The following is a 25,009-nucleotide window of genomic DNA, read 5'->3' as shown; positions in this document are numbered from 1 at the left end:
AATCGCGCTACCCTCCGCCGGGCTAGGAGGGAGTCGCCATGGGGCAGGTTCGGGTCGGCTGGCTGCTCTTCGGCGCGGCGGTTTCGCTGTTCGCAGGCGTACTGGTGTGGCGCGCACTGCCGTCGCGCGTGGAAAGCCCGGCGTCGGTCAGCGCCATACCGTCCGGCCCGGTACGCGCTCCAGAGGATGCGACGCGCGAGCGCCCGAACGATCCCGAGGCATGGAAAACGCTCGGCCTCGCCCGCTTCGATGCGCAGGATTTTGCCGCATCGACGGCGGCGTTCGAGCGCGCCACCACGCTCGCGCCCGATCGCGCCGATCTGTGGTCGGCGCTGGGCGAAGCGCGCGTGATGGGCAGCGCGACCGATCCGATGCCGCCGCCCGCGCTCGCCGCGTTCCGCAAGGCGATCGCGCTCGACCCGCGCGATCCGCGCAGCCGCTATTTTCTCGCCGTCCAGCGCGATCTGTCGGGGGACCATCGTGGCGCGATCGACGATTGGTTCGCGCTGCTGCGCGACACGCCGCCCGGTGCGCCATGGGAGCAGGATTTGCGCCGCACCATTATACAGGTCAGCAAAATCAACCGGATCGATGTGACCGCGAAACTCGCCGCCATCGCGCCGTCTGCCCTGCACCCGAGCGGCCCCGACGCAGCGCAAGTGCAGGCCGCCGCCGCGCTCCCGCCGTCCGAACAAGCCGCCATGGCGCAAACGATGGTGTCGCGCCTCGAAACGAAATTGAAGGCGGACCCCGCCAATGTCGACGGCTGGATCATGTTGATGCGCAGCCGCATGACGCTCGGCGAACCGGCCAAGGCAAGCGTTGCGCTGGCGGCGGCGATTGGCGCAAATCCGGGTGCAGCCATGCGTTTGCAGCAAGAGGCAACAGCGCTGGGCGTGCCCACGCGCTGAGAGCCAAGCCTATTTCTCGGTCGCCTCGAATACGCCTTCCCAATCCGCGCCCGGCGGATCGACCGCAAACCCCGCAATCCGGTCGCGCATCAAATCATACAGTTTCGCCAGGCCATACCCCGCCGCCGGATCGCTCCCGGCCTCGATCAACGCTGCCGCCCCGGCCCAATCGCGCGCATGATATGCATCGAACAGCACCCCATGCCCCGCCGCGAAGGCGCGGTAGGCGGCGTCTTGCGCGAGCGCCTCATCCCCCAGCAGCACGAACACCGTCTCGCTCGCTGCGCGCCCGACGACGCGCACGCGCCCGAGCGGCAGCACCGCGAAGTCCGGCAAATGCGCCGCGAGCGCACTCCCGATCGCGATCTGCACGCCGAACAGCTTGGTCAGCCCCTCGATCCGCGAGGCGAGGTTCACCGTGTCGCCGATCAGCGAATAGGACAGGCGCTGCGCCGACCCCATATTCCCGACGCAGCACGGCCCGGCATTCAGCCCAATCCCGATCTGCACGTTGCCGGGCCAATCCGGCGGGCAATCGCGGTTGAGCGCGGCGAGCCGTTCAACCATCGCGAGGCTCCCCCGCGCGGCATTGGCGTATTGCTCGGGATCGTCGAGCGGTGCGTTCCAGAAGGCGACGATCGCATCGCCGATGAACTTGTCGATCGTCGCCTTGCGGTTCAGCAAAACGTCGCACATCGGCGTCAGGAACGCGATCAGGAAGCGGATGATGGTTTGCGGATCGAGCTGTTCCGACAGGCGTGAGAAACCGCGAATGTCGCAGAACAGCACGGTCATCTCACGCTCTTCGCCACCGAGTTCGAGCTGCCCCGGATCGTCGACGATGCGCTTGACCATGTCGGGCGAAAGATAGCGGTCGAACGCGCGGTGGATATAGGCGCGCTGCCGCTCCTCGCGATAATAGGTCCATACCGTCTCGACCGCATAAACCGCCGACAGCCCGAGGACGATATAGGTCGGATCGAGCAGAAATCCGTCCGCGCGGAACGCGTACCAACTGCCATAGCCGACGCCGCCCACTAGCACCGCGCCAAGCACCGCCCCGCGCACCGCGCCGATCAGCGGCAGCGCCAGCACCAGAATGAGTCCGAGCGCCAGCAGCAACGACCGCTCCAGCCCCACCGCCCAATCGGGCCGCACGAGGAATTTGCCGAGCACCATCTGCTCGATCGCCTGGGCATGGACCATCACGCCCAGTTCGCGGTCCTGCACCGGCGTGGCAACAAGGTCGCGAAGCCCCGCCGCCCCGGTACCGATCAACACGATCCGCCCGGAAAACTCGCGCTCCATTTCGGACGCCGACAGTTGCCCGGTGAGGATCTTCCACGCGGGCACCACGCGCTCTGGGTGCGGGGCGGTGTAATACATCCACAGCTCGCCGGCATGCGTCGTCGGGACTTCGAACCGCCCGGTCTTGAGCGAGACGACCTCGCCCTCGCCACCATATTCGCCGCTCGCGTCGCTCGATTTGACCGTGATCGACCCGGCCCCTTGCGCCGTCCGCAAGGCGTCGAGTGACAGTGCGGGCATCAGTTGATCGCCCTGAAAGGCAATCAGCGGGGCCTTGCGGATGATCCCGTCGGCATCGCCGATCAGGCTGACGAAGCCGCCGCCGCTCGCCGCATCGCGTAACGGGGCAAGTGGCTGGATCGCGTTCGGAAAACGCGGCACGCCCGCACTCGGCGGCGAGCCGACGACCGCCATCCCCGCCTTGGGCGGCATCGCCGCCGCACTACCCTCGCGCGTCAGGAAATAGCCGAGCACGCTCGGTGCTTCCTGCAAAGTCTGGGCGAAGGCTGTATCATGATCGGGCATCGCCGCGAGCGCCGCGACGATCGGCGCCGCCCCGCCCTCCAGTCCGACACGCTTTGCCAGCAAGGCGGGGGAAGTCCGGTCGGGTTCCGCGAACACAACATCGAACGCCACCGTCGACGCTCCCGCCGCCGTCAACTTCCGAACCAACGCCGCAACATCGGTACGCGGCCACGGCCATTGCCCCAGCCGCCGGATCGACTCATCGTCTATGTCGACAATCCGAACGCCTGCATCCTCGAACGCACGCGGTGCCGCCCGTTGATACCGGTCGAACAGCAAAAGACCCAGCCGATCGGTCCCGGCAAACCCGGCGACCTGCAGCGTAAGCACGCTCAGCAATGCCGCCAGCCCGATCAGGATCGCGCCGCGCTTGTTGGTCAGATGGTGAAACACCCCCCGTATCGCCCGTCTCCCCATCCGGCGGCACCCTAGTCCCCAGGCCACGACGCTGGACGTCAGCTGACCCTCGAATACCAAGTTTCCGCAGAAAGGCGAACCAAGCCTTTCGCCCAAGCGCGGAACGCGGTACTGTACAGCGACGTCAAGCACAGCCGACCAATGCCCGTCGTGGGTATCGCCGCAAATGTCGGGTCGGTCCTATTCTCTCCCATATCAGTGCGCGTAAGATTGTCGGGTACGGTAGTAACGGGCGAATGTTGGACGTTTCAAGTGTCGGGAAACACGATGAAATGTTCCATGCAAAGAAGGGGGTCACATGAGTCGGTGGGAAAAGCGCGCCAGGCGATGCTGTATCGCGTTGGCAGGAGGAGGGCTGTTGCTTGCAGCACCTGCAACGGCGCAACAGGCGGAAACCGATCTCGATTCGATCATCGATGCGTCGGGGTCGCCCGACCGTGCGATCGCGCTTGCCCGCACGCAGGAAGAGGCAGGCGATCTGCTGGGCGCAGCCGCCACGCTGGAGCGCGCGCTCTTCAAAGGGTCGATCACCGCGACGGCATCGGCGCGGCTGCGCTATGTCGGGCTGCTCTGCAAACTCGGCGACCGCCCGCGTGCAACGACCGAACTCGCCAAGCTGAACGGGATCGGTGCCAGCGACACCGCTTGGGCCGCGACCCAGCGCGCCTGTGGTGATCTGCCGCGTCCCGCTGGAAGCGGCAGCGCGGCGCTGTTTTCGGGGCAAGTCGCGGCGGGGATGGCCTATGATAGCGACGCGCTGGGGGCGCTCGCGGTGCAATTCGCACTGCCCGGTTTCAAGGGCGTTCGCGATGACGGCTTCTCGTTCATCGGATCGCTCGATCTGGCGGGGCGCATCCCGAGCGGTAGCAGTTTCTTATACGGGCGCCTGACCGCGCTGACCAAGAACAGAGTCGCGGGCGCGGACCTCGATTACCAAATTGGCGACCTTCAGCTGGGCTATGGCGTTTCGGAGGGCAATGTCGAACTTTCGGGCGGGTTCTTCGGGCGTTATGGCCGCATCGCGGGACGCGATTTCGTCGCCGAATTTGGCGGTGCGGCGCGCGCGGCCGTCCCGGTTTCGGCGCGCAGCCGGATCGGATTTGAGGCCGTAGTCGTCCACCAGAACTATGCCGGCTCGACCGCGCTCTTCTCGCGCAACGGCACGCGCTACGATTTGGCGCTCGATCTGCAGGGCAGCACGCTGAGCGGTGTCACTTACGCGCTGGGTGCAGCGTTTGAGGACAAGACTGCCAACACGCGCCAACTCGGCTATACCGGCGGGCGCGTCTTCGGCGCGGTACGGGTGCCGCTCACCGCGCAGGGCCTGTACGGCGCGCTTTCGGCCACGATCCGGCACGTTGCGTTCCGCACACCCGCGCTCGGTGCACGCCAGATCGAGACCCGCTATTTCGCGCGCGCGGCGCTTGGCGTGCCGATCGTCGACCGGCTCAATATCGAGGCGGCGGTGAGTTATACCGCGCGCGATTACAATAAAGCGAGCGCGCTCGTCGATTATCACAGCGTCGGCGGCGAATTGCGGCTCGTCTGGAACTTTGGCCAATGAGGAGGCACAGCATGGCCGATCGGCCCGGACATTTCACCGCGCTCGCCTTGCTTTGCGCAAGCCTCCCGCTTCCCGTTGCCGCGCAGACCGTCGGCGTCAACGCCGCCGTCGTCAATGACGTACGCATGACGACGCAAGCCAATCCGGCGCCGCACAAGGCGGTGGTCAAGGAACGCGTCTCGCTCGGCAACGACATCCAGACCGGACGGGCGAGCGTGCTGCAAGTGCTGTTCCTCGACCGCACCAGCTTCACTGTCGGGGGCAACGCCCGGATCAAGGTCGATCGCTTCCTCTACGATCCCGATCGCAAGGCCAGCGCCGTCGGCCTGTCGGTGACGAAGGGCGCGTTCCGCTTCATGTCGGGCAAGGCCCTGCACGCCAACCCGGGCCAATCGGCGATCCGCACGCCCGTCGCCTCGATCGGCATTCGCGGGACGATCGTCGAGGGCGCGGTCGGCGTGGACGCAATCCGCATCGCCGCGCAGGAAGCCGGCGTACCGGCCGGCTATAAGGCAGATCCCGAGACTGCCTCGCTTATCCTGCTGCGCGGCCCCGGCGCCACGAGCGGCGAAGCCGCCGGCGCGATCGACGTTACCGTCGGCGACGCGACCGTTCCGATCGAGACGCAGGGTCTGGCGCTGTTCGTTCCCGCTGCGGGACAGGCCCCGATCGGCCCGTTCCGTCTGTCGGACGCCGGATCGGCAATGCTCGCAGCGTTGCTACAAGCGCAACGCGGGCGCTTGCCCGCTGGCGCGAACCCGTTGGTGTTGAACCCGATCGTCGATCAGTTCTTCGAGCGCGGGGGCGAACGTCAGAACGGAGGCGACCCGCTCCCTAGCCCGATCGTGCCCCCCAATCAGGTCCCGTGAACCATAGCGGGCAGTGGCGCGCGTGACGCGCTTCTGGCAGGGTGCGCCTCGGCGGGGTTTGGGGGCAGCGCGCGTGGGACGCAAAGAGGACAGGACGGGGTCGTCGCTACGCATCGCGCTGACCGGCTTTGTCTTGGCTCTGTCGGTGCTCGCGGGTTCGCTGCTCGTCCCCGCCTGGTCGTTTGCCGACACGCCGCGCCTGTTTGAAGGTGTGGCGAGTTGCGGCGGGACGATGTGCCATGGTCGGCTCGAAGCCGACGGCAAGATCGTACGGCAGGACGAGCTCGCGCGCTGGCAGGAAGCCTCGACGCAAGGCGGCGCGCACAGCCGCGCCTTCACGATCCTGTCGGGCACGCGCGCCCGGCAAATCACCGCGACGCTGGGGCTCGGCGATCCGAGCGCAGCACCTGCATGCCTGGGGTGCCATGCGACCCCCGCCACCGCGCGGGGACCTCGCTTCCGCGCCAGTGACGGGGTCGGGTGCGAGGCATGCCACGGCCCAGCATCGGGCTGGATCGCGTCGCATTATGCGGTAGGCGCAAGCCATGCCGCCAATGTGTCGCGCGGGATGATTGCGCTCGATCGACCGACGGTGCGGGCGGGGGTGTGCCTCGACTGTCATCTCGGCAGTGGTCGCGCAGGCCAGTTCGTTACGCACCGCATGATGTCGGCCGGCCACCCGCGCTTGAGCTTCGAGCTCGACCTGTTCTCGACACTCCAGCAGCATCACAATGAAGATGCCGATTATGCCGCACGCAAGGGTCGCAGTGACGGCGTGCAAATGTGGGCGGTGGGCCAAGCGCTTGCGGTCAATCGCGCGCTGACGCTCTATGGTGATCCGGCGCGCGGCAGCGAAGGTGCCTTCCCCGAATTCAGCTTTTTCGACTGCCACAGCTGCCATCGCCCGATCTACGATCGCGAGACGCGGACGCGGACGTGGGAGAGCAATCCCGGTCGCCCGATCCCAGCGGGCATGCCGCCGTTCAACGACGAGAATATGATCCTGCTCAGCGCCGCCGCGCGCGTCGCGGCACCGGCGCTGGCCGGGCGGTTCGACGCCGATGCGCGCGCCTTTCACGCAGCGCTCGCACGCGATCGACCGGCGGCGGTTGCCGAAGGGCGCAAATTGGCGGCGACCGCATCTGCCCTTGCCGATCGCATTGCCGCAGGCGGGACCGGAGGCGACACGGCCTTCGCGATGGTCGACCTGCTCGCCAGCCCGACGCTCGAGCCGCGCTTCACCGATTATACCGGCTCGGCGCAAGCGGTGATGGCAGTCGACACTTTGCTCAATGCATTGGTCAAGCAAGGGCGCATCACGATCGGTGCGGCAGCCGGGATTCGCGTCAATATCAACCGCGCCTATGTCGCCGTGCGCGAACCCAATGGCTATCGCCCTGCCGAGTTTCGCAGCGCATTGCGCGACGCGGTGCGCGCGATCCGGGTGCTGCGGTGATGCGGCATACGGGCACTTGGCTTAGCGGGGTGGCGCTGATCCTGTCGGGATGTAGCGGTGGTGGTGGCGGCACCTCCAGCGCAATCGTAGCACCGACGCCGACACCAAGCCCAACCGCGCTCTACGCCATACCGGCCGGCGAGGCGCTGAGCGTCGCCGATGTCCAAAACGTCGTCGCCCATGCCGCCGCCGAGGCGCGCGCGCGGTCGCTCCCTGCGGTCATCGCTGTCACCGACCGCGTCGGTAATGTGCTGGCGGTGTTCCGCATGACCGGCGCACGCGCCACCGCCACGACCAGCCCCGCCCCCAACGGGGCCAGCATCGACGCGCAGAACCTCAGCATCCCGGCCGAAGCGGGTGCCATCGCCAAGGCGGTGACCGGCGCCTATCTCTCCAGCGGCGGCAACGCTTTCTCGACGCGCACCGCGAGCGAGATCGTCCAGCAGCATTTCCCCCCTGCCCCCGGAGCGGTCGGTCTCGAAAGCGGGCCGTTGCTCGGCGTGCAGTTCAGTCAATTGCCGTGCTCGGATCTGGCGGCCCGCTACGGACCGGTCGGCAGTGCGGCGCTGATCGGTCCAAAGCGCTCGCCGCTCGGCCTTGCCGCCGATCCCGGCGGCTTTCCTCTCTACAAGAATGGCGTGCTGGTCGGCGGCGTCGGGGTGATGGCGGACGGGGTGTATGGCTTCGATCCCGATATCACCAATGTCGACAGCGACCCGGAGGAAGCGATCGCGCTCGCCGCGACGTTAGGCTTCGAAGCGCCGTCCGCGATCCTAGCCGACCGCATCACGGTCGACGGCACGCTATTACGCTACTCCGATGCGGCCTATGGCGCGCTGCTGACCAACGGCAGCGCAAGTTATGCGGCGACCGACCCGGCGCTCGGCAGCCTGGTCGCGGTACGCGGCTATTTCGGCACGCCGCTCCCGGCGATCCTAGCGGGCGCGGTCTATGGCAGCGAAGGCTCGGGCATCCGCGCGGCGACCACTGCTGAATTCAGCAATCGCGATGCTTTCGTCCTGACCGACGGCGCCGGCACCAACCGCTTCCCGATCCGCGGGGGGACGGATGGCGTGGACGTGACCCAACCGATCACTGCCACCGAGGCCACCGCCCTGCTGCAGGAAGCCTTTACCGTGATGACCCGCGCGCGCGCGCAGATCCGACAGCCGCTCGACAGCCGCGCGCAAGTGAGCATATCGCTGGTCGATACGCGCGGCAGCGTGCTCGGCGTGGTACGCTCGCCCGATGCGCCGATCTTCGGCACCGACGTGTCGCTGCAAAAAGCGCGCACCGCAGCCTTCTTCTCGGGCACCCAAGCGGGCGCGCAATTTCTCACCGATCCGAGCGCGGATGTGCGCAGTTTCGTGCCCGCCGCGCGCGCCTTCCTCAACAATCCGACCGCGCTGACCGGCGCCATCGCCTTTTCGGATCGCGCGGGCGGCAACCTCTCACGACCCTATTTCCCGGATGGTGAGGTCGGCCGCCCGAACGGCCCGTTCTCGCGCCCGATCGCACAGTTCAATCCCTTCTCGACCGGGCTGCAATCGGCGCTGATCCTGACCAACCTCGCGCAGCATCTCGGCTTCGTCACGGGCGCTAGCGAGAGCGACACGCCGCAGCGTTGCAGCTTCATCCCCGATGCCGCGACCGGGCAGAATCGGTTGCAGAACGGCATTCAAATCTTCCCCGGATCGGTGCCGATCTATCGTGGGAATGTGCTGGTCGGCGCGATCGGGGTATCGGGCGACGGGATCGATCAGGACGATATGATCGGCTTTCTGGGCGTCGCCAATGCCGCTGCGCGCGTCGGCGGGATCGGCAATGCGCCGCTCGCGATCCGTGCCGATACGATCGTCGTACCGGTCGCCGCGGGCGTCCGGTTGCGCTACGTCAATTGCCCGTTCGCACCCTTCCTAGACACCGTGGCGCAGAACGTATGCCAGGGACTTTAGCCTTGGTGGCGCTCCTGCTGGCAGGACAGGCGACCGATCAGACCGATCCGGCGCAGACGATCGAGGGTCGGCGGCGGCCAGGCTATGAAAAGCCGCTCCCCGATCCCATGGTGCAGACCAACAAGGACGCGGTCCGCGCGCCGCCGCCCGAAGCCTTTCCGACTGATCAGATCCCGCTGCCCGATCGCTGGCGGCTGATCGAGACGCTCGGGCTGATCAAGGAACGCTGGTTCGACCCATACAATCAGAACACGCTAAAGGGCGACCGCCCGATCGATCGCGCCAAGGTGAAATGGCTTCCGATCAAAGAGGACGATTGGTTCTTTGCGGTGAGCGCGGTCAGCGACACGGTGTTCGAGCCGCGCACCTTCCCGATTCCCGTCGGCGTGCAAACGACCGAGCGCCCCGGCAGCCTCGACATATTCGGCAAGGACGCGAGCTATGTCGCATCGCAGACCTTCATCGTCGGCGCGTCGCTCACCAAGGGCTCGACCGCGTTCAAGCCGCCCGAGATCGAATATCGCGTTAGCCTCGCCTTCAACCTCAATTACGCGAATGTGCCCGGACGCCGCGTGCTGTCGGTCAACCCGAGCAAGCCGAGCCACCGGTTCGACGGCTTCATCGGCGTGCAAGAGGCGTTCGTCGATTATCATTTGCGCAACACCTCGGATCGCTACGATTTCATGTCGGTCCGCGTCGGCATCCAGCCGTTCCAGAGCGACTTTCGCGGCTTCCTGTTCAACGATCAGCAATTGGGTGTGCGGCTGTTCGGCAATCGCGACGGCAACCGTTTCCAGTTCAACCTCGCGGCCTTTTGGCGACTGGAGAAGGACACCAATTCCGGGCTGAACAGCGTGTTGAAGCGCCCGCGCGACGATTGGGTGCTGGCGGCGAATGTCTATCGGCAGGATTTCCTGATCCCGGGTTTCACCAGCCAGCTGACCGCCGTCTATAACCGGAACCGCGAGGCGAGCCGGATCGAAGTCGATACCAATGGATTTCCGGTCCGACCGGCTCTGCTCGGCAGCTTGCGCGGGCGCGATTATGACGTCGTCTATCTCGGCTATAATGCCGATGGACGGATCGGGCGGATCAATGTGACCGCGTCGGCGTACGGCGCACTCGGCGAGGACCGGAGCAGCTTCTTCACCGGCCGTCCCGCGCAGATCCGCGCCTATTTCGGTGCGGCGGAGCTGAGCTACGACCGCGATTGGATGCGCTTCCGCCTATCGGCGCTCTACGCCAGCGGCGATGGCAATGCCTATGACGACCGCGAAGGCGGCTTCGACGCGATCTTTGAGAATCCCGTCTTTGCGGGTGCCGACACGAGTTACTGGATCCGCCAGTCGATCCCCTTTGCGGGTGGCGGGCGCGCAGTGTCGCTCAACGCGCGCAACGGCGTGCTCAATTCGCTGCGTTCGTCGAAAGAACAGGGCCAGTCGAATTTCAACAATCCCGGCACCGTGCTGGTGGGGGCGGGCGCGGATTTCGATCTGACGCCGGCGGTGCGGGTGTCGGCCAATACCAACCATCTGTGGTTCGCGAACACGACGACGCTGCAAGTGCTGCGCAACGAAGGCAGCATCCCGCGCGACATTGGCTGGGATCTGTCGGCGGCGGCGATCTGGCGGCCCAAGGCGACGCAGAACATCGTCGCGCGGCTGTCGGCGGCGACGCTGATCCCCGGCGCGGGCTTTCGCGACCTGTTCGCGAGCAGCAACCGAAATCGCGCTTATTATTCGATCCTCGCCAATGTGGTGCTGAGTTACTGATGCGGCGCTCCGGCCTCCTCCTCGCGCTGCTGGCGCTGCTGATCCCCGCCGCGATGCTGCGCGCGAGCGACGCGGAAAAGCCGGTACCGCGCATTTATGCTGCGAGCTTTGCTGCACCGGTGAGCCAGACGCCCGAGCAAGCCGCCGCCAAGTCCGAAGGCTGCGCGTCGTGCCACACCAAGAGCGACGAGCCGTCGATGCACGCTTCCCCCGCCGTCGTGCTCGGCTGCACCGATTGCCACGGCGGCGATGCGCGCGTGGTGGGCGATCCGTCGCGCGGCTTTACCGACCCGGCCTATCTCGCCGCGCGCAACCGCGCGCACGTTCTCCCGCGTTATCCCAAAAGCTGGCATTGGCCCGATTCCGCCAATCCGAAGCGCAGCTACACCTTGCTCAACCGCGAGGCGCCCGATTTCGTCCGCTTCGTCAACCCCGGCGATTACCGCGTCGCGCGGCTGTCGTGCGGGGCGTGCCATGCCGCGACGATCGAGGCGGCGGAGCGATCGATCATGGCATCGGGTGCGATGCTGTGGGGCGGGGCGAGTTACAATAACGGCATCGCCCCGCTGAAATCGTACATCTTCGGCGAAGGCTATACCGCGACCGGCGAGCCCGCGAAAATCGTGTCGCCGGGTGCGCCGCCGGGAACGGTCACCCCCGCCGAGGCCAAGCGCGGCGCGCTCGCCGCGCTCTATCCGCTCCCGGCGTGGCAGGTGACGCCACCGGGCGATGTGTTCCGCGTGTTCGAACGCGGCGGGCGCAACGTCTTGACGCAATTTGCCGAAGTCGGTCTGCCCAACCCTACGGGCGCGATCCAGCGGCTCGAGGAACCCGGCCGCCCCGACCTCAAGCAAAGCAATCGCGGCCCCGGCACGGGCCTGCGCGTCGCCATCCCCGTGCTCAACATCCACAAGACCCGCCTCAACGATCCTTTGATGTGGTTCATGGGCACGAACGAGCAACCCGGCGATTATCGCGGGTCGGGCTGCACCGGTTGCCACGTAATCTACGCCAACGACCGCGAACCGCGCCACAGCCTGATCTATGCAGAGGCCGGTCGCGACGGGCAGAGCGTCACCGCCGACCCGACGATCGCCGCCAAGACCAAAGGGCATGGCGGACTCGTCGAACCCGCCAATGGCCACCCACTACGTCACGCCTTCACCCGCGCGATCCCGACCGCGCAGTGCATGTCGTGCCACATGCATCAGCCCAATATGTTCGTGAATTCCTACCTCGGCTACACGATGTGGGACTATGAATCCGATGCGCCCGCGATGTGGCCGAAGGTTCAGAAACACCCCACCGCCGCCGAAGTCCGCGAAACCGCCGATCGTAACCCGGAAGCCGCCGCCGTGCGCGGCAATTGGGGCGATCCGGACTTCCTGCGCAATGTCTACGATCTCAACCCGACGCTGAAAGACACCCAATTCGCCGATTATCACGGGCATGGCTGGAATTTCCGCGGCGTTTTCAAGCGCGACCGCGCGGGCAATCTGCTCGATGCGGCGGGCAACATCGTCGCACCCGAAGACCCCGAGAAATGGCGCAAGGCGGGCGAGCCCAAGTTCGTCCCCCCCGGCATCAACCCCGGCAAGGCAGTCCATCTGATGGACATCCACGCCGAAAAGGGGATGCAATGCGCCGATTGCCACTTCGCGCAGGACAGCCATGGTAACGGCCTGATTTACGGCGAGGTCGCCAATGCGGTCGAGATCGGCTGTCAGGATTGCCACGGCACCGCCGATGCCGAACCGACGCTGCGCACCTCGGGTCCTGCGGCGCCAACAAGGGGCAATAATCTCGAACTGCTGCGCAATCCCGACGGGCAACGCCGCTTCGAATGGTCGACCGATGCGGGCGGCAGGCGAACGCTGATCCAGCGCTCGATCGTCGACCCCAAGCTCGAATGGCGCGTCCGTCTCGTGCGCGACAGCGTCGATCCAGCGAGCCCCTTCTTCAACGCCAAGGCGGCGCGCGCGAAGCTGATGAGCGCTGACGGCGCGGACAACGGATTCGCCTTCGGCCCGGGCATCACCCCCGCCAACCGCGCGCATGGCGCGGACAAGGTCACCTGCTACACCTGCCACTTGAGCTGGACGACGAGCTGCAGCGGCTGCCACTTGCCGGTCGAGGCGAATTGGAAAACCACAACGCAGCATTTCAACGGCGAGGAAACCCGCAACTTCGCGACCTACAACCCGCAAGTCGCGCGCGACGATGTCTTCCTGCTCGGCAAGGGCATGACGACCAAGGGGAACGTCACCACCCCCGTGCGCAGCAGCTCGGCGCTGATCCTGTCCTCGACCAACGTCAATCGCGAGCGGATCTATATCCAGCAACCGCCGATCAGCGCGATCGGCTTCTCCAGCCAGGCCTTCGCCCCGCATTTCCCGCACACCGTACGCACGACCGAGACCAAGACCTGTTCGGATTGTCACTTGTCCAAGCAGGACGACAACAATGCGATCATGGCGCAATTGCTGCTGCTCGGCACCAATCAGGTCAATTTCGTCGGGCTGAACGCGTGGACTGGCTTGGCCGGCGGGTTCGAGGCGGTGCGAGTGACCGAATGGGACGAGCCGCAAGCGGTGATCGGGTCGTATCTGCAGCGCTACGCTTATCCCGACTATTTCCGCATGCATGTCGAGCGCAATGGCCGCGAGCTGAAAGATTGGGTGCGCGGCAAGACCTTCGACAAGAAACTGTCGGGTGAGACGCGTCCGAAGGAAGAATTCCGCAACGTCGTTCAGGGGACGACAGACGCCGTCAACTGCCTGCAAATGCGCGGCGAATACATGTATGTCGCCGAGGGGCGCGGGGGTTTCCGCGTCTACGACGTCGCCTCGGTCGCCAATAAGGGCTTCTCCCGACCGATCGTCTCGGCGCCCTTTTCGAAGCTCGGACAGAATGCGCATGTCGCATCGCGCAATGCGACGTGCATCGCGCTGCCGACCGACCAGCCGATCAATCCCTTGCGCAATACGGCGGCGATGCGTGCGGCGAACGAGGAGCAACCCTTCGCGCCGATCTACAGCTATGCCGCCATCACCGATGCCGAAGAGGGCCTGATCCTCGTCAATGTCGAGACGATGGCCGATGGCGAGTTCCGCAACAATTTCCTGAAACGTGCCGTGACGTGGAACCCGGACGGCCTGCTCAAGGGCGCGCGGCATGTCATCCTCGCCGGGTCGGTCGCGTACATTACCGCCGATGTCGGGCTGGTCGTGGTCGATCTTGTCGATCCGCTGCATCCCCGCCTCGCCGCCGCGCGGCCGTTGAAGGATGCGCGGGCGAGCGCGATCCAGTTCCGCTATTTGTGGGTCACTGATGCCGAGGGCGTGAAGCTGTTCGACGTGACGCGCTTGCTCGATCCGGTTGCGGTCCCATCGGGCACGATCCCGCTCGGCAATGCGCAGCGCGTCTATCTCGCGCGCACTTATGCCTATGTAGCGGCTGGCGCGGACGGGCTGGTGATCGTTGACGTGACCAATCCGCGCCGCCCTCTGCGCGATCTCCAGACGACCTTCGGCGGGCAAATGACCGATGCGCGCGACGTGATCGTTGGCGCGACCAACGCGTCCTTCTTCGCCTATGTCGCCGATGGCCGGAACGGGTTGAAGGTCGTGCAACTGACCTCGCCTGCAAGCCAGCCAAACTTCTACGGCTTCTCCCCCGCCCCCAAACCCGAGCTGATCGCCTGGGCACGCACCCCTACCCCGGCGCTCGCCCTGTCCAAGGGCCTCGACCGCGACCGCGCGGTGGACGAGACCGGCGGCCAGATCGCGGTGTTTGGCCGCCTCGGCTCGCGCCCCTTCACCCGCCCCGAAATGGAGCGCCTGTTCCTGACGCGCGGCGGGTCGGTGTGGAAAGTCGATGACACAGTCGACACGAAGGCGTGGCGCGCGGCGGTAGGCACGACCCACCACTAGGCCGCACACTCACAACCGGAAGGTCTGCAAATGGTGGAGGCTGTGGGAAAACGTGGTGATATCCTACGGTCGGGACCTGATTTGCGACGCCGATGATGTGGCGGTACATCGAGGGGTGAGATCGGCAGCAGCTTTTCCTGCCTGATTGCGTGGACGATTATTTGACCGAGGACAGCCCTGTACGGATCGTGGATGTGTTCGTGGACGAATTGGATCTGGCTGCGCTGGGTTTCGCGAATGCAGCGGCGACTGGGCGGCCCGGCTATAATCCGGCGATACTTTTCTCGATCTATCGCTATCGTAACCAGGTGCAGTCGAGCCGGCGGCTCGAACGTGAGGCCGGCCGCAACGTCGAGCTGATGTGGCTGACCGGCAAGCTCGCGCCCAACTTCAAGACGCTCGCCGACTTCCGTCGCGATCATGGACGAAGTCACTTCAAGACGAGGATGCTGAGGAACGTCGGGGTGAAAAGCGGACCGACTCTCGAATACTCGTTGATGTGTGGGAACTCGTTTCGACCAATGTCCGACGATAACCTCGTTGCGAACTACTGGGCGCTCCGTGGTGACCGTGGCGGCGGTTACATGCGGTGGCTCCTGCTTCTAATGGGGCTCCGGGTGCGTCATGACGCGAGCCAATTAGAAGCGCATTGCCTCGCGCTTTCAAACCAGCATAGACGCAGGTAGGTCGAAAAGGAGATTAGCGCTCATCAGCGTTGCCGCAAAGATGCTCTCGCCCAAATAAGTCCCCGCTCCGAACCTTCTTGGGCGCGCGACGGAGAGCGCGCAGGAACGGCGGGTTTTAGAGATACAGATTGATTCGCTGAACGATGTGGATCGGCGTGCAAAAAGGACCCCCTTAGCGGGGTGATCGGCGTCCAACAGGGACCCCTCATTTCGATAGTTTAGACAGCAGCCTGGGTATTCTCAGGCTGCGAGATCGGGATGTTGGTGGTGGAGACTGTGGTTCGGGTTCGGCGCGAGTACGCCGGCGGCAAGCCGATAAAGGCGATCGCGCGGGATCTTCGATTGTCGCGCAAGGTGGTGCGCAAGGCGATCCGGGCACCGGAAGGTTCGTTCGACTATCATCGGTCGGTGCAGCCGCTGCCGCGGATCGGGCCGTTCCAGCGGCGGCTCGATACGCTGCTGACCGAGAACGAGGTGCGGTCGCGGCGCGACCGGCTGCGGATGACGCGCATCCATGATCTGTTGCTGCGCGAAGGCTTTGAGGGATCGTACGATGCGGTCCGGCGCTACGCCACGCGCTGGGCCGAGGCGCGGCGCAAAGACCCTGGAGACGGCGTGGCGGCGTTCATCCCGCTGCTGTTCAAGCCTGGCGAGGCATACCAGTTCGACTGGAGCCATGAGGATGTAGAGATCGCGGGCAAGCCGATGCGCGTGAAGGTCGCCCATGTGCGGTTGTGCGCATCGCGGGCGGTCTACGTCCGGGCCTATCCGCGCGAGACGCAGGAGATGCTGTTCGACGCGCATGCGCGCGGCTTCGCCTTCTTTGGAGGTGTGCCGCTGCGCGGCATCTACGACAACATGAAGACCGCAGTGACGACGGTGTTTGTGGGCAAGGAGCGCGTGTTCAACCGTCGCTTCCTGGTGATGGCGGACCATTATATGGTCGAGCCGACCGCGTGCTCGCCAGCCGCCGGTTGGGAGAAGGGGCAGGTCGAGCACCAGGTGCAGACGCTCCGAGGTCGCCTCTTCAAGCCACGGCTGCGGTTCGCCAGCCTGGAGGAACTGAACGGCTGGCTCGAAGCCGAGTGCCGGCGCTGGGCGGAGATGCATGCGCACCCCGAGCACAAGGAGATGACGGTCGCGCAGGCCTTGGAGTTAGAACGGCCCGCGCTCCAGCCGATGCTCGCACCGTTCGACGGCTTCCACGAGACGCAACACGCAGTAACCGGCACCTGCCTGATCAGCTTCGACCGGAACCGCTACTCGGTCGCCGCCAGGGCCGCTCGTCGCGCGGTACAGGTCCGGGCCTATGCCGACCGTATCGTCGTGCGGATGGGTGACGAGGTGATCGCCGATCATCCCCGGTTCTTCGGTCGCGACCGGACGATCTACGACCCCTGGCATTATCTGCCGGTGCTGGTGAACAAGCCCGGTGCGCTGCGGAACGGGGCACCGTTCCAGGGCTGGGATCTACCGCCCGCGCTCGCTCGGCTGCGCCGCAAGCTTGGGAGCAACGACGATGCCGATCGACGCTTCGTCCGCGTGCTTGCGGCCGTCCTCAGCGATGGACTGGATGCCGTTGAAGGTGCCGTTCGCGAAGCGCTCGACGCCGGTGCGGTCAGCGACGAGGTAATCCTCAACATCCTGTCACGGCGGCGAGAGCCGCCCCGGCCCGCATCCATCGTCACGCCTGAGGATCTGGCGCTGCTGCACCCGCCGATCGCCAACTGTGCTCGATACGACAGCCTGCGAGGTCTTCATGCAGCGGCATGAAATGATCGACGCGATGCGCGGGCTCGGCCTCAAGGGCATGGCAGGCGCGTTCGACGACGCCGTCACCACTGGCGTTCAACGCAAGCGCACCGCGATGGAGATCCTGACCGATCTGCTGCGCGCCGAGGGCGCACATCGCCACGCCGCTTCGATCCGATACCGCATAACGGCTGCCAGACTGCCGGTCCTAAAGGACCTCGACGGGCACCGTCAACTTGCTGCGGTCGGGCGCGAGGAAAGACGCGATGCCGGAATTGGGCGCAATCATGCGGCCATTGCGACGCCGGTCACCTCAGCCCAGTGCGTGAACGCCTGGGTGCGGGCAGAACGGACGGTGGCGGCGCTGGCAAGAGGCGGGCGGGAAAAGACGTGGGCAATTTGATCGTGGGTGGACAGGAAGCGCTGGACGTGGCGCGGCGACTTGAAGCCCTTCATGATGCGCTCTCGTCGCCTTGTTGGCTGGTGGGAATTCTCGGCCCGGTTGTTGAGGCCCTTGTGCTGGCGGTGCTCGACGCCGGGCATGATGGTTCGTTTGGCGGCGCCGTAGCTTCTGAGCTTGTCGGTGATCATCACCCGGGGAGCCCGACCCTGTTTCTTCAGCAGTTTGCGTAGCAGACGGCGGGCAGCCTTGGTGTTGCGCCGGCTCTGGACAAGGACGTCCAGAACAAAGCCCTGCTGGTCAACCGCGCGCCACAGCCAGTGTTTGTGCCCGGCGATGGTGATCACGACTTCGTCGAGATGCCATTTGTCGCCGCGTTGCGGCGCTCGCTGCCGGATGCGGCGGGCAAAGACCTCACCGAACTTCAGCCCCCATTGCCGAACCGTCTCATAGCTGACCTCGATACCGCGCGCAGCCAACAGTTCCTCGACCATCCGCAGGCTCAGCGGGTACCGGAAATACAGCCAGACCGCGTAGCAGATGATCTCGGGAGGATAGCGGTAACCCGCGTAAATCGGGTCTCGTGATGTGGTCATACATCCGCAATAGCCCTCCGATCCGGCACCGCAAAGCCACAGGGCTTAACTTGACGGTGCCCTTTGATCGTCTCGAGGAACTCGCGGTAGCTCAGGAATTCCACCTCCTGGCTATCATTTTCATAATGATGCGCGCTATAGAACCCGCGCGCCGACTGGGCCAGATAAGCCGATTGGGTGACATAGAGCACCCGCCCACTGGCCTGGCGCAGCTTGGTCAGCGTGACTGCGGTCTTGCCAGATCCCGCCGGCCCCAGCACCACGACCGGCACCGGCTGCAACCGTACTGCTTCCTGCACATCATCGAACATGATGGGCTTGTCGAGCAGAACAAACTGATCGCGGGTTGGATGGAGCCAGGTTAACCGGGCGGGTGGCGCGCTTGACGTGGCTGCATCGGGCGCCAGCACGTCGGCGGCGGTTACATCAGGGGCCTGCTCGATCTTGTCGGGATCAACCCGCGCGCCGCGAAGGAAGCGCGATTTGTCATAGGCATGATTGTCGATGATTTCGAGAAACAGGCAGACGGTCTCGCCGTCGTGGCGGACAAACTGCATGAGCAACCGCGTCTTGTCGTCGAGCCTTGCCCGCCAATATGGCGTTGGCGTCAGCTTCTTGATCGCGGCGGCCGTAAAATCGCCGGTCGTGATCGCCGACCGGACCCTGCCCAACGCCTTTTGCAGTCGGTGGGCACCGAGCCCTTGATAAGTGAGGATTTGCATCGGATCTTGTCAATCAAGGATTACATGGGGAAGGCTACAGCCGCCAGGCCAATCGTCTTGCGTCAAGTTGGCGAGGTGCGGGTGGGCAGGCCAAATTTCCTCGCGTCTGCAGCGGGCTTCAATGATCTGACCATGGTCTTTTTCGCTGAATAATTCACAACTCGTTGTAACAGCAAGCTATTGCTTGCTCAAAAAAGTGCATGGGGTGTGACGTCAACTGAGAACATCCATGGTCAGAATTTGTGGGCGGCATCTGGAATTGGTCGAGCGGATTTTTCGGTTATTTGATAGAGACTTGCAGAGCGGCGTGCCTCACGAAATTTTTTCCAAATAGGGATTTGGCTGTCTACGGCTTCGATCCAGATTCCCGTTATGTTCCTTGTTTGTCCCGTTGTGGGTAACAAATAGCCATCATGTTGGGGCAACTTGGTTCCGGCCGACGTTTTGCGGCCTGATCGACGATGCGCCTTGGAAGTCTCGGCCGATCGCACAGCATCCTGACCCATCCCCCAAGACACCCCAGCTATTGTTCCCAATGCCGCAGGTTATGCTATGACGCTGTCATTGGGGGACAGGCGTGAATCATCAGGCACTATCGAGCTTTATCTGGTCGGTCGCTGATCTACTTCGGGGCGATTACAAGCAGTCGGAATATGGCCGGGTTATCCTGCCGTTCACGGTGCTGCGGCGCCTCGATGCCGTGCTGGCGCCAACCAAGGCGAAGGTGCTCGCCGAGTTGGCGACGCGTGAACAGCAAGGCGTCAACCCCGAGCCTTTCCTGCTGCGTGCGGCGGGGCTGACGTTCTACAATCGATCGCCGCTGGACATGGCGAAGCTCATGGGCGACCCCGACCATATCCGGCAAAATCTCGAAGCCTATATCCAGGGCTTCGCGCCCGCCGTCCGGGACATTTTCGACAATTTCAAGTTCGAGGCGCAGCTCAACGAACTGGCGAAAGCCGGACTGCTCTACCAGGTCACTGAGCGCTTTGCCGGCATCGATCTGCACCCGGACAAGGTCGACAACGCCGCCATGGGGCTGGTGTTCGAAGAGCTGATCCGCAAGTTCGCCGAAATCTCCAACGAGACTGCCGGCGAGCATTTCACGCCGCGCGAAGTCATCCGGCTTATGGTCAATCTGTTGTTCGTCGAGGACGACGAAGTGCTGATTAAGCCGGGCATCGTTCGCACCATCTATGACCCCACTGCGGGCACCGGCGGTATGCTGTCGGTGGCGGGCGAATATCTCGCCGAACATAATCCGCAAGCCCGGCTGACCATGCTCGGCCAGGAGCTCAATCCTGAATCCTACGCCATCTGCAAAGCCGACATGCTCATAAAGGGCCAGGACGTCGGCAACGTCGTGCTCGGCAACACCCTATCTGACGATGGCCACCCTACCCGGCGGTTCGATTACATGCTGTCCAATCCGCCGTTCGGCGTTGAATGGAAGAAGGTCGAAAGCGCCGTCCGGAAGGAACATGCTGAGCGCGGCTTCAACGGCCGTTTCGGCCCCGGCCTGCCGCGCGTGTCCGATGGTTCGCTGCTGTTCCTGATGCACCTGATTGCCCGGATGCAGAAGCCGTCCGAAGGCGGCTGCCGGTTCGGGATCGTCCTCAATGGCTCGCCACTTTTCACCGGCGGCGCCGGCAGCGGCGAAAGCGAAATCCGCCGCTATGTGCTCGAAAATGATCTGCTCGAAGCCATCGTCGCGCTGCCCACGGACATGTTCTACAACACCGGCATCGCCACCTATGTCTGGGTGGTTTCGAACCGCAAGCCGGGGCCACGCAAGGGCAAGGTTCAGCTCATCGATGCCTCGTCCTTCTGGGTGAAGATGCGCAAGTCGCTCGGCTCCAAACGGCGGCAGATGAGCGACGCCCAGATCGCCATTGTCACGCAATTGTTCGGCGAATGCGCGCCGGCGCAATTGGCGACGGTGTTCGATGCCGAAGGCAAGGAGGTCGCGCGCGAGGTCGTCCGCGAAGGCCAGACGCCACCTGCTCCGCCGCCCGGCGGCAAGACCAAATTGGCGCCGCTGTCCCGCCTGTTTGCCAACAGCGATTTCGGCTATCGCACCATCACGGTTGAACGCCCGTTGCTCGATGAAGCTGGCAAGCTGGTGCTGGGCCAGCGCGGCAAGACCAAGGGCCAGAAACAACCCGACGCGGCAAAGCGCGATACCGAGAATGTCCCACTGTCAGAAGACATCACCGCCTATTTCAAGTGCGAAGTCCTGCCCCATGCGCCCGACGCCTGGATCGATGATGACAAGACCAAAGTCGGCTATGAAATCCCGTTCAACCGGCATTTCTACGTCTATGAGCCGCCGCGCCCGCTCGCCGAAATCGATGCCGATCTGCTGGTTGTAACAGATCGGATCAAGGCGATGATCGAGGGGCTGGCGGCGTGAATCCGGCGTTTGCAGCTTGCAAAGTAGGATTTGCTGCCATATCTCATGTGGCAACAAGACCCGCCACGCCTCGGGCACGGTTAACCCCGTGTACTGCGCACCATGGCGGGTTAATTGTTTTCAGGGTCCAGCGATGAAGTTCGCCAAGCCCGCTCTCGACATTCCGGCACAAATTGCCCTGCTCGAAGCGCGCGGCCTCACTGTGCCCGATCATGCGCGGGCGGCGCATTTCCTGCGCTACATCTCCTACTATCGGCTGCGCGCGTATTGGATGACGCTGGAGGCGCCGGCAGTGCAGGGCCAGGCGCACGGCTTTGTAGCCGGCGCCAGTTTCGAAGACATTCTGAACCTCTACATCTTTGACCGGCAATTGCGGCTGCTGATGATCGACGCGATCGAGAGGGTGGAGGTCGCGGTGCGCGGCGTCTGGGCGCATCAGATGGCGATACGCTATGGCTCGCACGGCTATCTTGATCCCGGACTTTACGCCAACCCCCGCTTCTTCGCGAACGGGATGGCATCCTTTGAGGAGGAGTTTGACCGGTCGCGGGACACCTTCATCCTGCACTACAAACGCAAATACACCGCGCCAAAGCTGCCGCCGGTGTGGATGGCGGCGGAAATTCTGTCGTTCGGGCAGCTTTCCAAATGGATCGAGAACCTGCGCGCCAGCGCCGATCGCCAAGCCCTGGCGCGGCCCTTCGGCATCGATGAACGCATCTTCTGTTCGTTCCTCCGTCACCTGGCCGTGGTGCGGAACATCTGTGCGCACCATGGCCGGCTGTGGGATCGCGCGTTGACGGTGAAGATGGTGCTGCCCAAATATCCGCGGGATCTCGCCGTATCGATGAACCCGGCCGCGCCGGCCGCCATCTACAACAGCCTCACCATGCTGGCGCATATCCTCGCGACCGTGGCGCCGGGCTCGCACTGGAAATCGGAACTCGGCGCGCTGCTTGCCGCGACGCCGGGGTTGAATATGGCGGCAATGGGCTTTCCCGCCGACTGGCAGACGCGGCCGGCTTGGAAGTTGTCGTGACCGTGTCACCCTACCCCCAGTGTAAGGCCAGCGGCGTCGATTGGCTCGGCGCGGTTCCGGCGCATTGGGATGTCTGTGCGCTGAATTATCGCTTTGAAATCGACCTCGGTAAAATGCTCGATGAAAAGCGCATCACGGGCGATCATCTCGGCCCATATCTCCGTAACACCGACGTTCAGTGGGGGCGCGTCAATATTGAAGATTTGCCCGTGATGGATTTTTCCGGTGCTGATCTGACTAGATATGCCTTGTTGAAGGGCGATCTTTTGGTTTGCGAGGGTGGTGAAATAGGGAGAGCAGCTGTTTGGGAAGGGCAGCTTTCTCCTTGCTTCTATCAAAAGGCACTTCATCGATTAAGGCCTCGCCGGCCAGAACGCGATTGCCCGCGATTTACGCTTTACCTATTTTCTACTGCGGCCAAACTCGGTGTCTTTGCCGGGGGCGAAGGCCGCTCTACTATCGCTCATTTGCCCGCCGAAACTTTGCGGCGCTACAGGATGTGCTTCCCGTCTCCACACGAACAAATCGCCATCGCCACCTTCCTCGACCGCGAGACCGGCAAGATCGATGCGCTGGTGGAGGAGCAGCGGCGGTTGATCGCGCTGTTGAAGGAGAAGCGGCAAGCCGTCATCTCCCACGCCGTCACCAAAGGCCTCAATCCCAACACCCCAATGAAGGACTCCGGCATCGAATGGCTCGGCGAGGTGCCGGCGCATTGGACGGTTGCGCCGTTGAAATACATCGCTCGCGTCCAGACTGGGGTTGCCAAAGGCAAGGACATGCAAGGGCGAGATTCCGCGCTCGTTCCATATTTGCGGGTGGCGAATGTCCAGGATGGATATCTTGATTTGTCTGACGTTGCCGAAATCGAAATGCCGTTAGCTGATATCGAGCGCTACCTGCTTCAAGTCGGCGACGTGCTCATGAACGAAGGCGGTGACTTCGACAAACTTGGTCGGGGTGATATTTGGCAAGGTCAAGTAGCGCCCTGCATCCACCAGAATCACGTTTTTGCCGTGCGTCCCACAGGCGTCAGCCCCAAATGGCTGAATACGTTCACCGGTTCGTCGTTCGCACAATTCTATTTCATGGGTCGATCGAAACAGAGCACAAATTTGGCCTCGATTTCATCTCGAAACGTGATGGATTTGCCGGTTGTTGTTCCGCCCAGCGGCGAACAGCTTGCACTCGCCCAAGCCGTTAAATCAGAAGTTGAGCGCCTGATGAGTTTGATCGATCAAGCGGAAACCGCCATCGCCCTTCTCGCTGAACGGCGCGCAGCGCTCATTTCCGCCGCCGTCACTGGCAAGATAGATGTGCGCGGACTGGTCGCCGCTCCAACGGCAAAGGCGGCGGCATGAATACGTTTTGCGCAGTCAATGACGAATTTCTGGTGCAATTGATCGGGGCGGCCCGGCAGCGGATTGTTTATATCGCGCCTGGATTGCACCTGCCGGTGGCGCGGGCCATTACAAATCTATTCAGCAGGCTTGGTACCCTCGACGTAACGCTTGTGCTCGACGCAAGCGAGGAGGTTTGCCGCATTGGTTTTGGCGAAATTGCCGCCTTGGAATTGCTCCACCAACTGAGCGGGCAAGTCAGCTTTTTTATCCGCAATCAACCCGGGCTGCGGGTCGGTGCGCTGATTGTTGATGACCAGACCGTGATCTGGGCGCCGACGCCGCGTGCGGTCGAGGAAGCGCCAGCGAGCGGGAATGGTACGACCGGCGCCACCAGTGCCGCGCCGAACGGCATGATACTTGGTCAAGGCGTCGCCGAACAGATTGCGCTGGCTACCGGCGCCGATGGCACCGACGCTGCCCCGGGCGAAGCGGAGATTGGCCACGTGGCCGTGACACCAGAGCAGGTTGCAACAGTTGCCAAGGCGCTAGCGGACAACCCGCCGATACCGGTCGATCTGCAACGGCTGACGCGCGTGTTCAGCACGAAGCTGCAATTTGTCGAGCTTGAGGCCAAGGGCGGCAACTTTTCACGACGCAAGCTCAGCCTATCGAGCGATCAGATGAACGCCGATGCGAGCGCGCATCTGCGGAGTTTTCTCGACAGCGGGTTCCGACCCTTCGGCGATTTCAAGGATCGGCCGGTGATGGTGCCGGTATACTTCAACGGGAAGCAGGCATTTGACAGCCAGCAGGCGCCGTTGGTGGAGCCAGTTAGCGAAGCACGGTTGAACCGGGAACGTAGTGATATCGAAGCTGAGTATCTCTACGATATTACCGGCTTTGGCGCGTTGATGGAAAAAGCCCGCAAGGCAGAGTTTCTCGATCGGGTTGAAGCGTACAAAGTGCGGTTGACTGCCCATTCGGTCGGGATGCGCAAGATCATCCAGAGTGAGCTGGAGCAAATCATCGATGACATCGTGGTGCTGATCATCAAGCGCGCCGGTGCAGATGGCGCGAAGATTGACCGGGAAAAACTGCGGGATGGCATCAAATCGAAGACGGATTTGAAGGATGGCGAAGCGCCTTTCGTGCGGCACGTCTTCAAGGATGTGACGCACGAACAGACCCAGGACGCGGCGTTTCGCAAGCGTGTCGACAAGGCCGTGCCGGGCGCTGTGCGCCGCCGTCTCGGCGCGTGGTTTGACGAGTTCACAGCCGCGAAAGAGGCGCCTGCGCCGGGCGGGGATGCCGAGGCATCAGTATGAGCGTCCACAAGGATACAATGGCCC

General features: G+C 63.9%; 16 protein-coding genes and 2 pseudogenes. 15 read left to right on the top strand and 3 right to left on the bottom strand.

What is annotated here, in order from left to right; all coding sequences use genetic code 11:
* The first annotated feature begins 38 nt into the window (after positions 1 to 38).
* Positions 39 to 911 (top strand): tetratricopeptide repeat protein, encoded by an 873-nt coding sequence (locus HMP06_RS11630; RefSeq protein WP_176497227.1) that lies wholly within the window; start codon positions 39 to 41, stop codon positions 909 to 911.
* A gap of 9 nt (positions 912 to 920) precedes the next feature.
* On the opposite strand, the gene HMP06_RS11625 is transcribed toward HMP06_RS11630, so the two are convergent.
* Positions 921 to 3,137 (bottom strand): CHASE2 domain-containing protein, encoded by a 2,217-nt coding sequence (locus HMP06_RS11625; protein WP_176497226.1) that lies wholly within the window; start codon positions 3,135 to 3,137, stop codon positions 921 to 923.
* A gap of 382 nt (positions 3,138 to 3,519) precedes the next feature.
* Between HMP06_RS11625 and HMP06_RS11620 the strand changes: the two genes are divergently transcribed.
* The 9 genes and pseudogenes from HMP06_RS11620 to HMP06_RS17915 form a co-directional block, all read left to right on the top strand.
* Positions 3,520 to 4,725 carry a hypothetical protein gene (locus HMP06_RS11620; RefSeq protein ID WP_176497225.1) on the top strand — a complete coding sequence of 402 codons (1,206 nt, stop codon included), beginning with the start codon at positions 3,520 to 3,522 and terminating at the stop codon, positions 4,723 to 4,725.
* An 11-nt stretch (positions 4,726 to 4,736) separates the two neighbouring features.
* Positions 4,737 to 5,594, top strand: coding sequence for a FecR family protein (locus tag HMP06_RS11615; protein ID WP_176497224.1), 858 nt, complete (start codon positions 4,737 to 4,739; stop codon positions 5,592 to 5,594).
* A gap of 73 nt (positions 5,595 to 5,667) precedes the next feature.
* Positions 5,668 to 7,050 (top strand): multiheme c-type cytochrome, encoded by a 1,383-nt coding sequence (locus HMP06_RS11610; protein WP_443026482.1) that lies wholly within the window; start codon positions 5,668 to 5,670, stop codon positions 7,048 to 7,050.
* Positions 7,050 to 9,005 (top strand): heme-binding protein, encoded by a 1,956-nt coding sequence (locus HMP06_RS11605; RefSeq protein ID WP_176497223.1) that lies wholly within the window; start codon positions 7,050 to 7,052, stop codon positions 9,003 to 9,005. The genes HMP06_RS11610 and HMP06_RS11605 overlap by 1 nt, the downstream gene beginning before the upstream one ends.
* Before the next feature lie 2 nt (positions 9,006 to 9,007).
* The gene (locus HMP06_RS11600) at positions 9,008 to 10,777 is read left to right on the top strand and encodes a hypothetical protein (protein WP_443026481.1); all 1,770 of its coding nucleotides are present in this window, start codon (positions 9,008 to 9,010) and stop codon (positions 10,775 to 10,777) included.
* Positions 10,777 to 14,709 (top strand): hypothetical protein, encoded by a 3,933-nt coding sequence (locus HMP06_RS11595; protein WP_176497222.1) that lies wholly within the window; start codon positions 10,777 to 10,779, stop codon positions 14,707 to 14,709. The genes HMP06_RS11600 and HMP06_RS11595 overlap by 1 nt, the downstream gene beginning before the upstream one ends.
* A 137-nt stretch (positions 14,710 to 14,846) precedes the next feature.
* Positions 14,847 to 15,137 (top strand): annotated as a pseudogene (locus HMP06_RS11590) (transposase); the annotation flags it as partial.
* Between the two features lie 516 nt (positions 15,138 to 15,653).
* Entirely contained in the window at positions 15,654 to 17,168 is a 1,515-nt protein-coding gene (istA, locus tag HMP06_RS11585) for an IS21 family transposase (protein WP_176497221.1), read from the top strand.
* Positions 17,155 to 17,370, top strand: a pseudogene (locus tag HMP06_RS17915) (ATP-binding protein); the annotation flags it as partial. The gene istA and the pseudogene HMP06_RS17915, both read left to right, overlap by 14 nt.
* A 62-nt stretch (positions 17,371 to 17,432) precedes the next feature.
* On the opposite strand, the gene HMP06_RS11580 reads toward HMP06_RS17915, so the two are convergent.
* Both HMP06_RS11580 and HMP06_RS11575 read right to left on the bottom strand, forming a co-directional pair.
* Positions 17,433 to 18,143 (bottom strand): IS6 family transposase, encoded by a 711-nt coding sequence (locus HMP06_RS11580; protein ID WP_176497170.1) that lies wholly within the window; start codon positions 18,141 to 18,143, stop codon positions 17,433 to 17,435.
* Positions 18,140 to 18,700 carry a hypothetical protein gene (locus tag HMP06_RS11575; RefSeq protein ID WP_176497220.1) on the bottom strand — a complete coding sequence of 187 codons (561 nt, stop codon included), beginning with the start codon at positions 18,698 to 18,700 and terminating at the stop codon, positions 18,140 to 18,142. The genes HMP06_RS11580 and HMP06_RS11575 overlap by 4 nt, the downstream gene beginning before the upstream one ends.
* Between HMP06_RS11575 and HMP06_RS11570 the strand changes: the two genes are divergently transcribed.
* The 5 genes from HMP06_RS11570 (at position 18,699) to HMP06_RS11550 (ending at position 24,985) form a co-directional block, all read left to right on the top strand.
* On the top strand, positions 18,699 to 18,848 hold the full coding sequence (locus HMP06_RS11570; RefSeq protein WP_176497219.1) for a hypothetical protein: 150 nt from the start codon (positions 18,699 to 18,701) through the stop codon (positions 18,846 to 18,848). The two genes, HMP06_RS11575 and HMP06_RS11570, sit on opposite strands and share 2 nt — an antisense overlap.
* Before the next feature lie 594 nt (positions 18,849 to 19,442).
* Positions 19,443 to 21,278 (top strand): type I restriction-modification system subunit M, encoded by a 1,836-nt coding sequence (locus HMP06_RS11565; RefSeq protein ID WP_176497218.1) that lies wholly within the window; start codon positions 19,443 to 19,445, stop codon positions 21,276 to 21,278.
* Positions 21,279 to 21,411: 133 nt separating this feature from the next.
* A complete protein-coding gene (locus HMP06_RS11560; protein ID WP_176498504.1) occupies positions 21,412 to 22,317 on the top strand; it encodes an Abi family protein in 906 nt (301 codons plus the stop codon).
* A complete protein-coding gene (locus HMP06_RS11555) occupies positions 22,314 to 23,678 on the top strand; it encodes a restriction endonuclease subunit S (protein ID WP_197940685.1) in 1,365 nt (454 codons plus the stop codon). Before HMP06_RS11560 ends, HMP06_RS11555 begins: the two co-directional genes overlap by 4 nt.
* Positions 23,675 to 24,985, top strand: a complete 1,311-nt coding sequence (locus HMP06_RS11550; protein ID WP_176497217.1) for a hypothetical protein — start codon at positions 23,675 to 23,677, stop codon at positions 24,983 to 24,985. The genes HMP06_RS11555 and HMP06_RS11550 overlap by 4 nt, the downstream gene beginning before the upstream one ends.
* Positions 24,986 to 25,009: the final 24 nt, after the last annotated feature.

Source organism: Sphingomonas sp. HMP6, assembly GCF_013374095.1.
GTDB lineage: Bacteria > Pseudomonadota > Alphaproteobacteria > Sphingomonadales > Sphingomonadaceae > Sphingomonas.
This window is presented reverse-complemented; position numbering and strand designations above follow the sequence as displayed.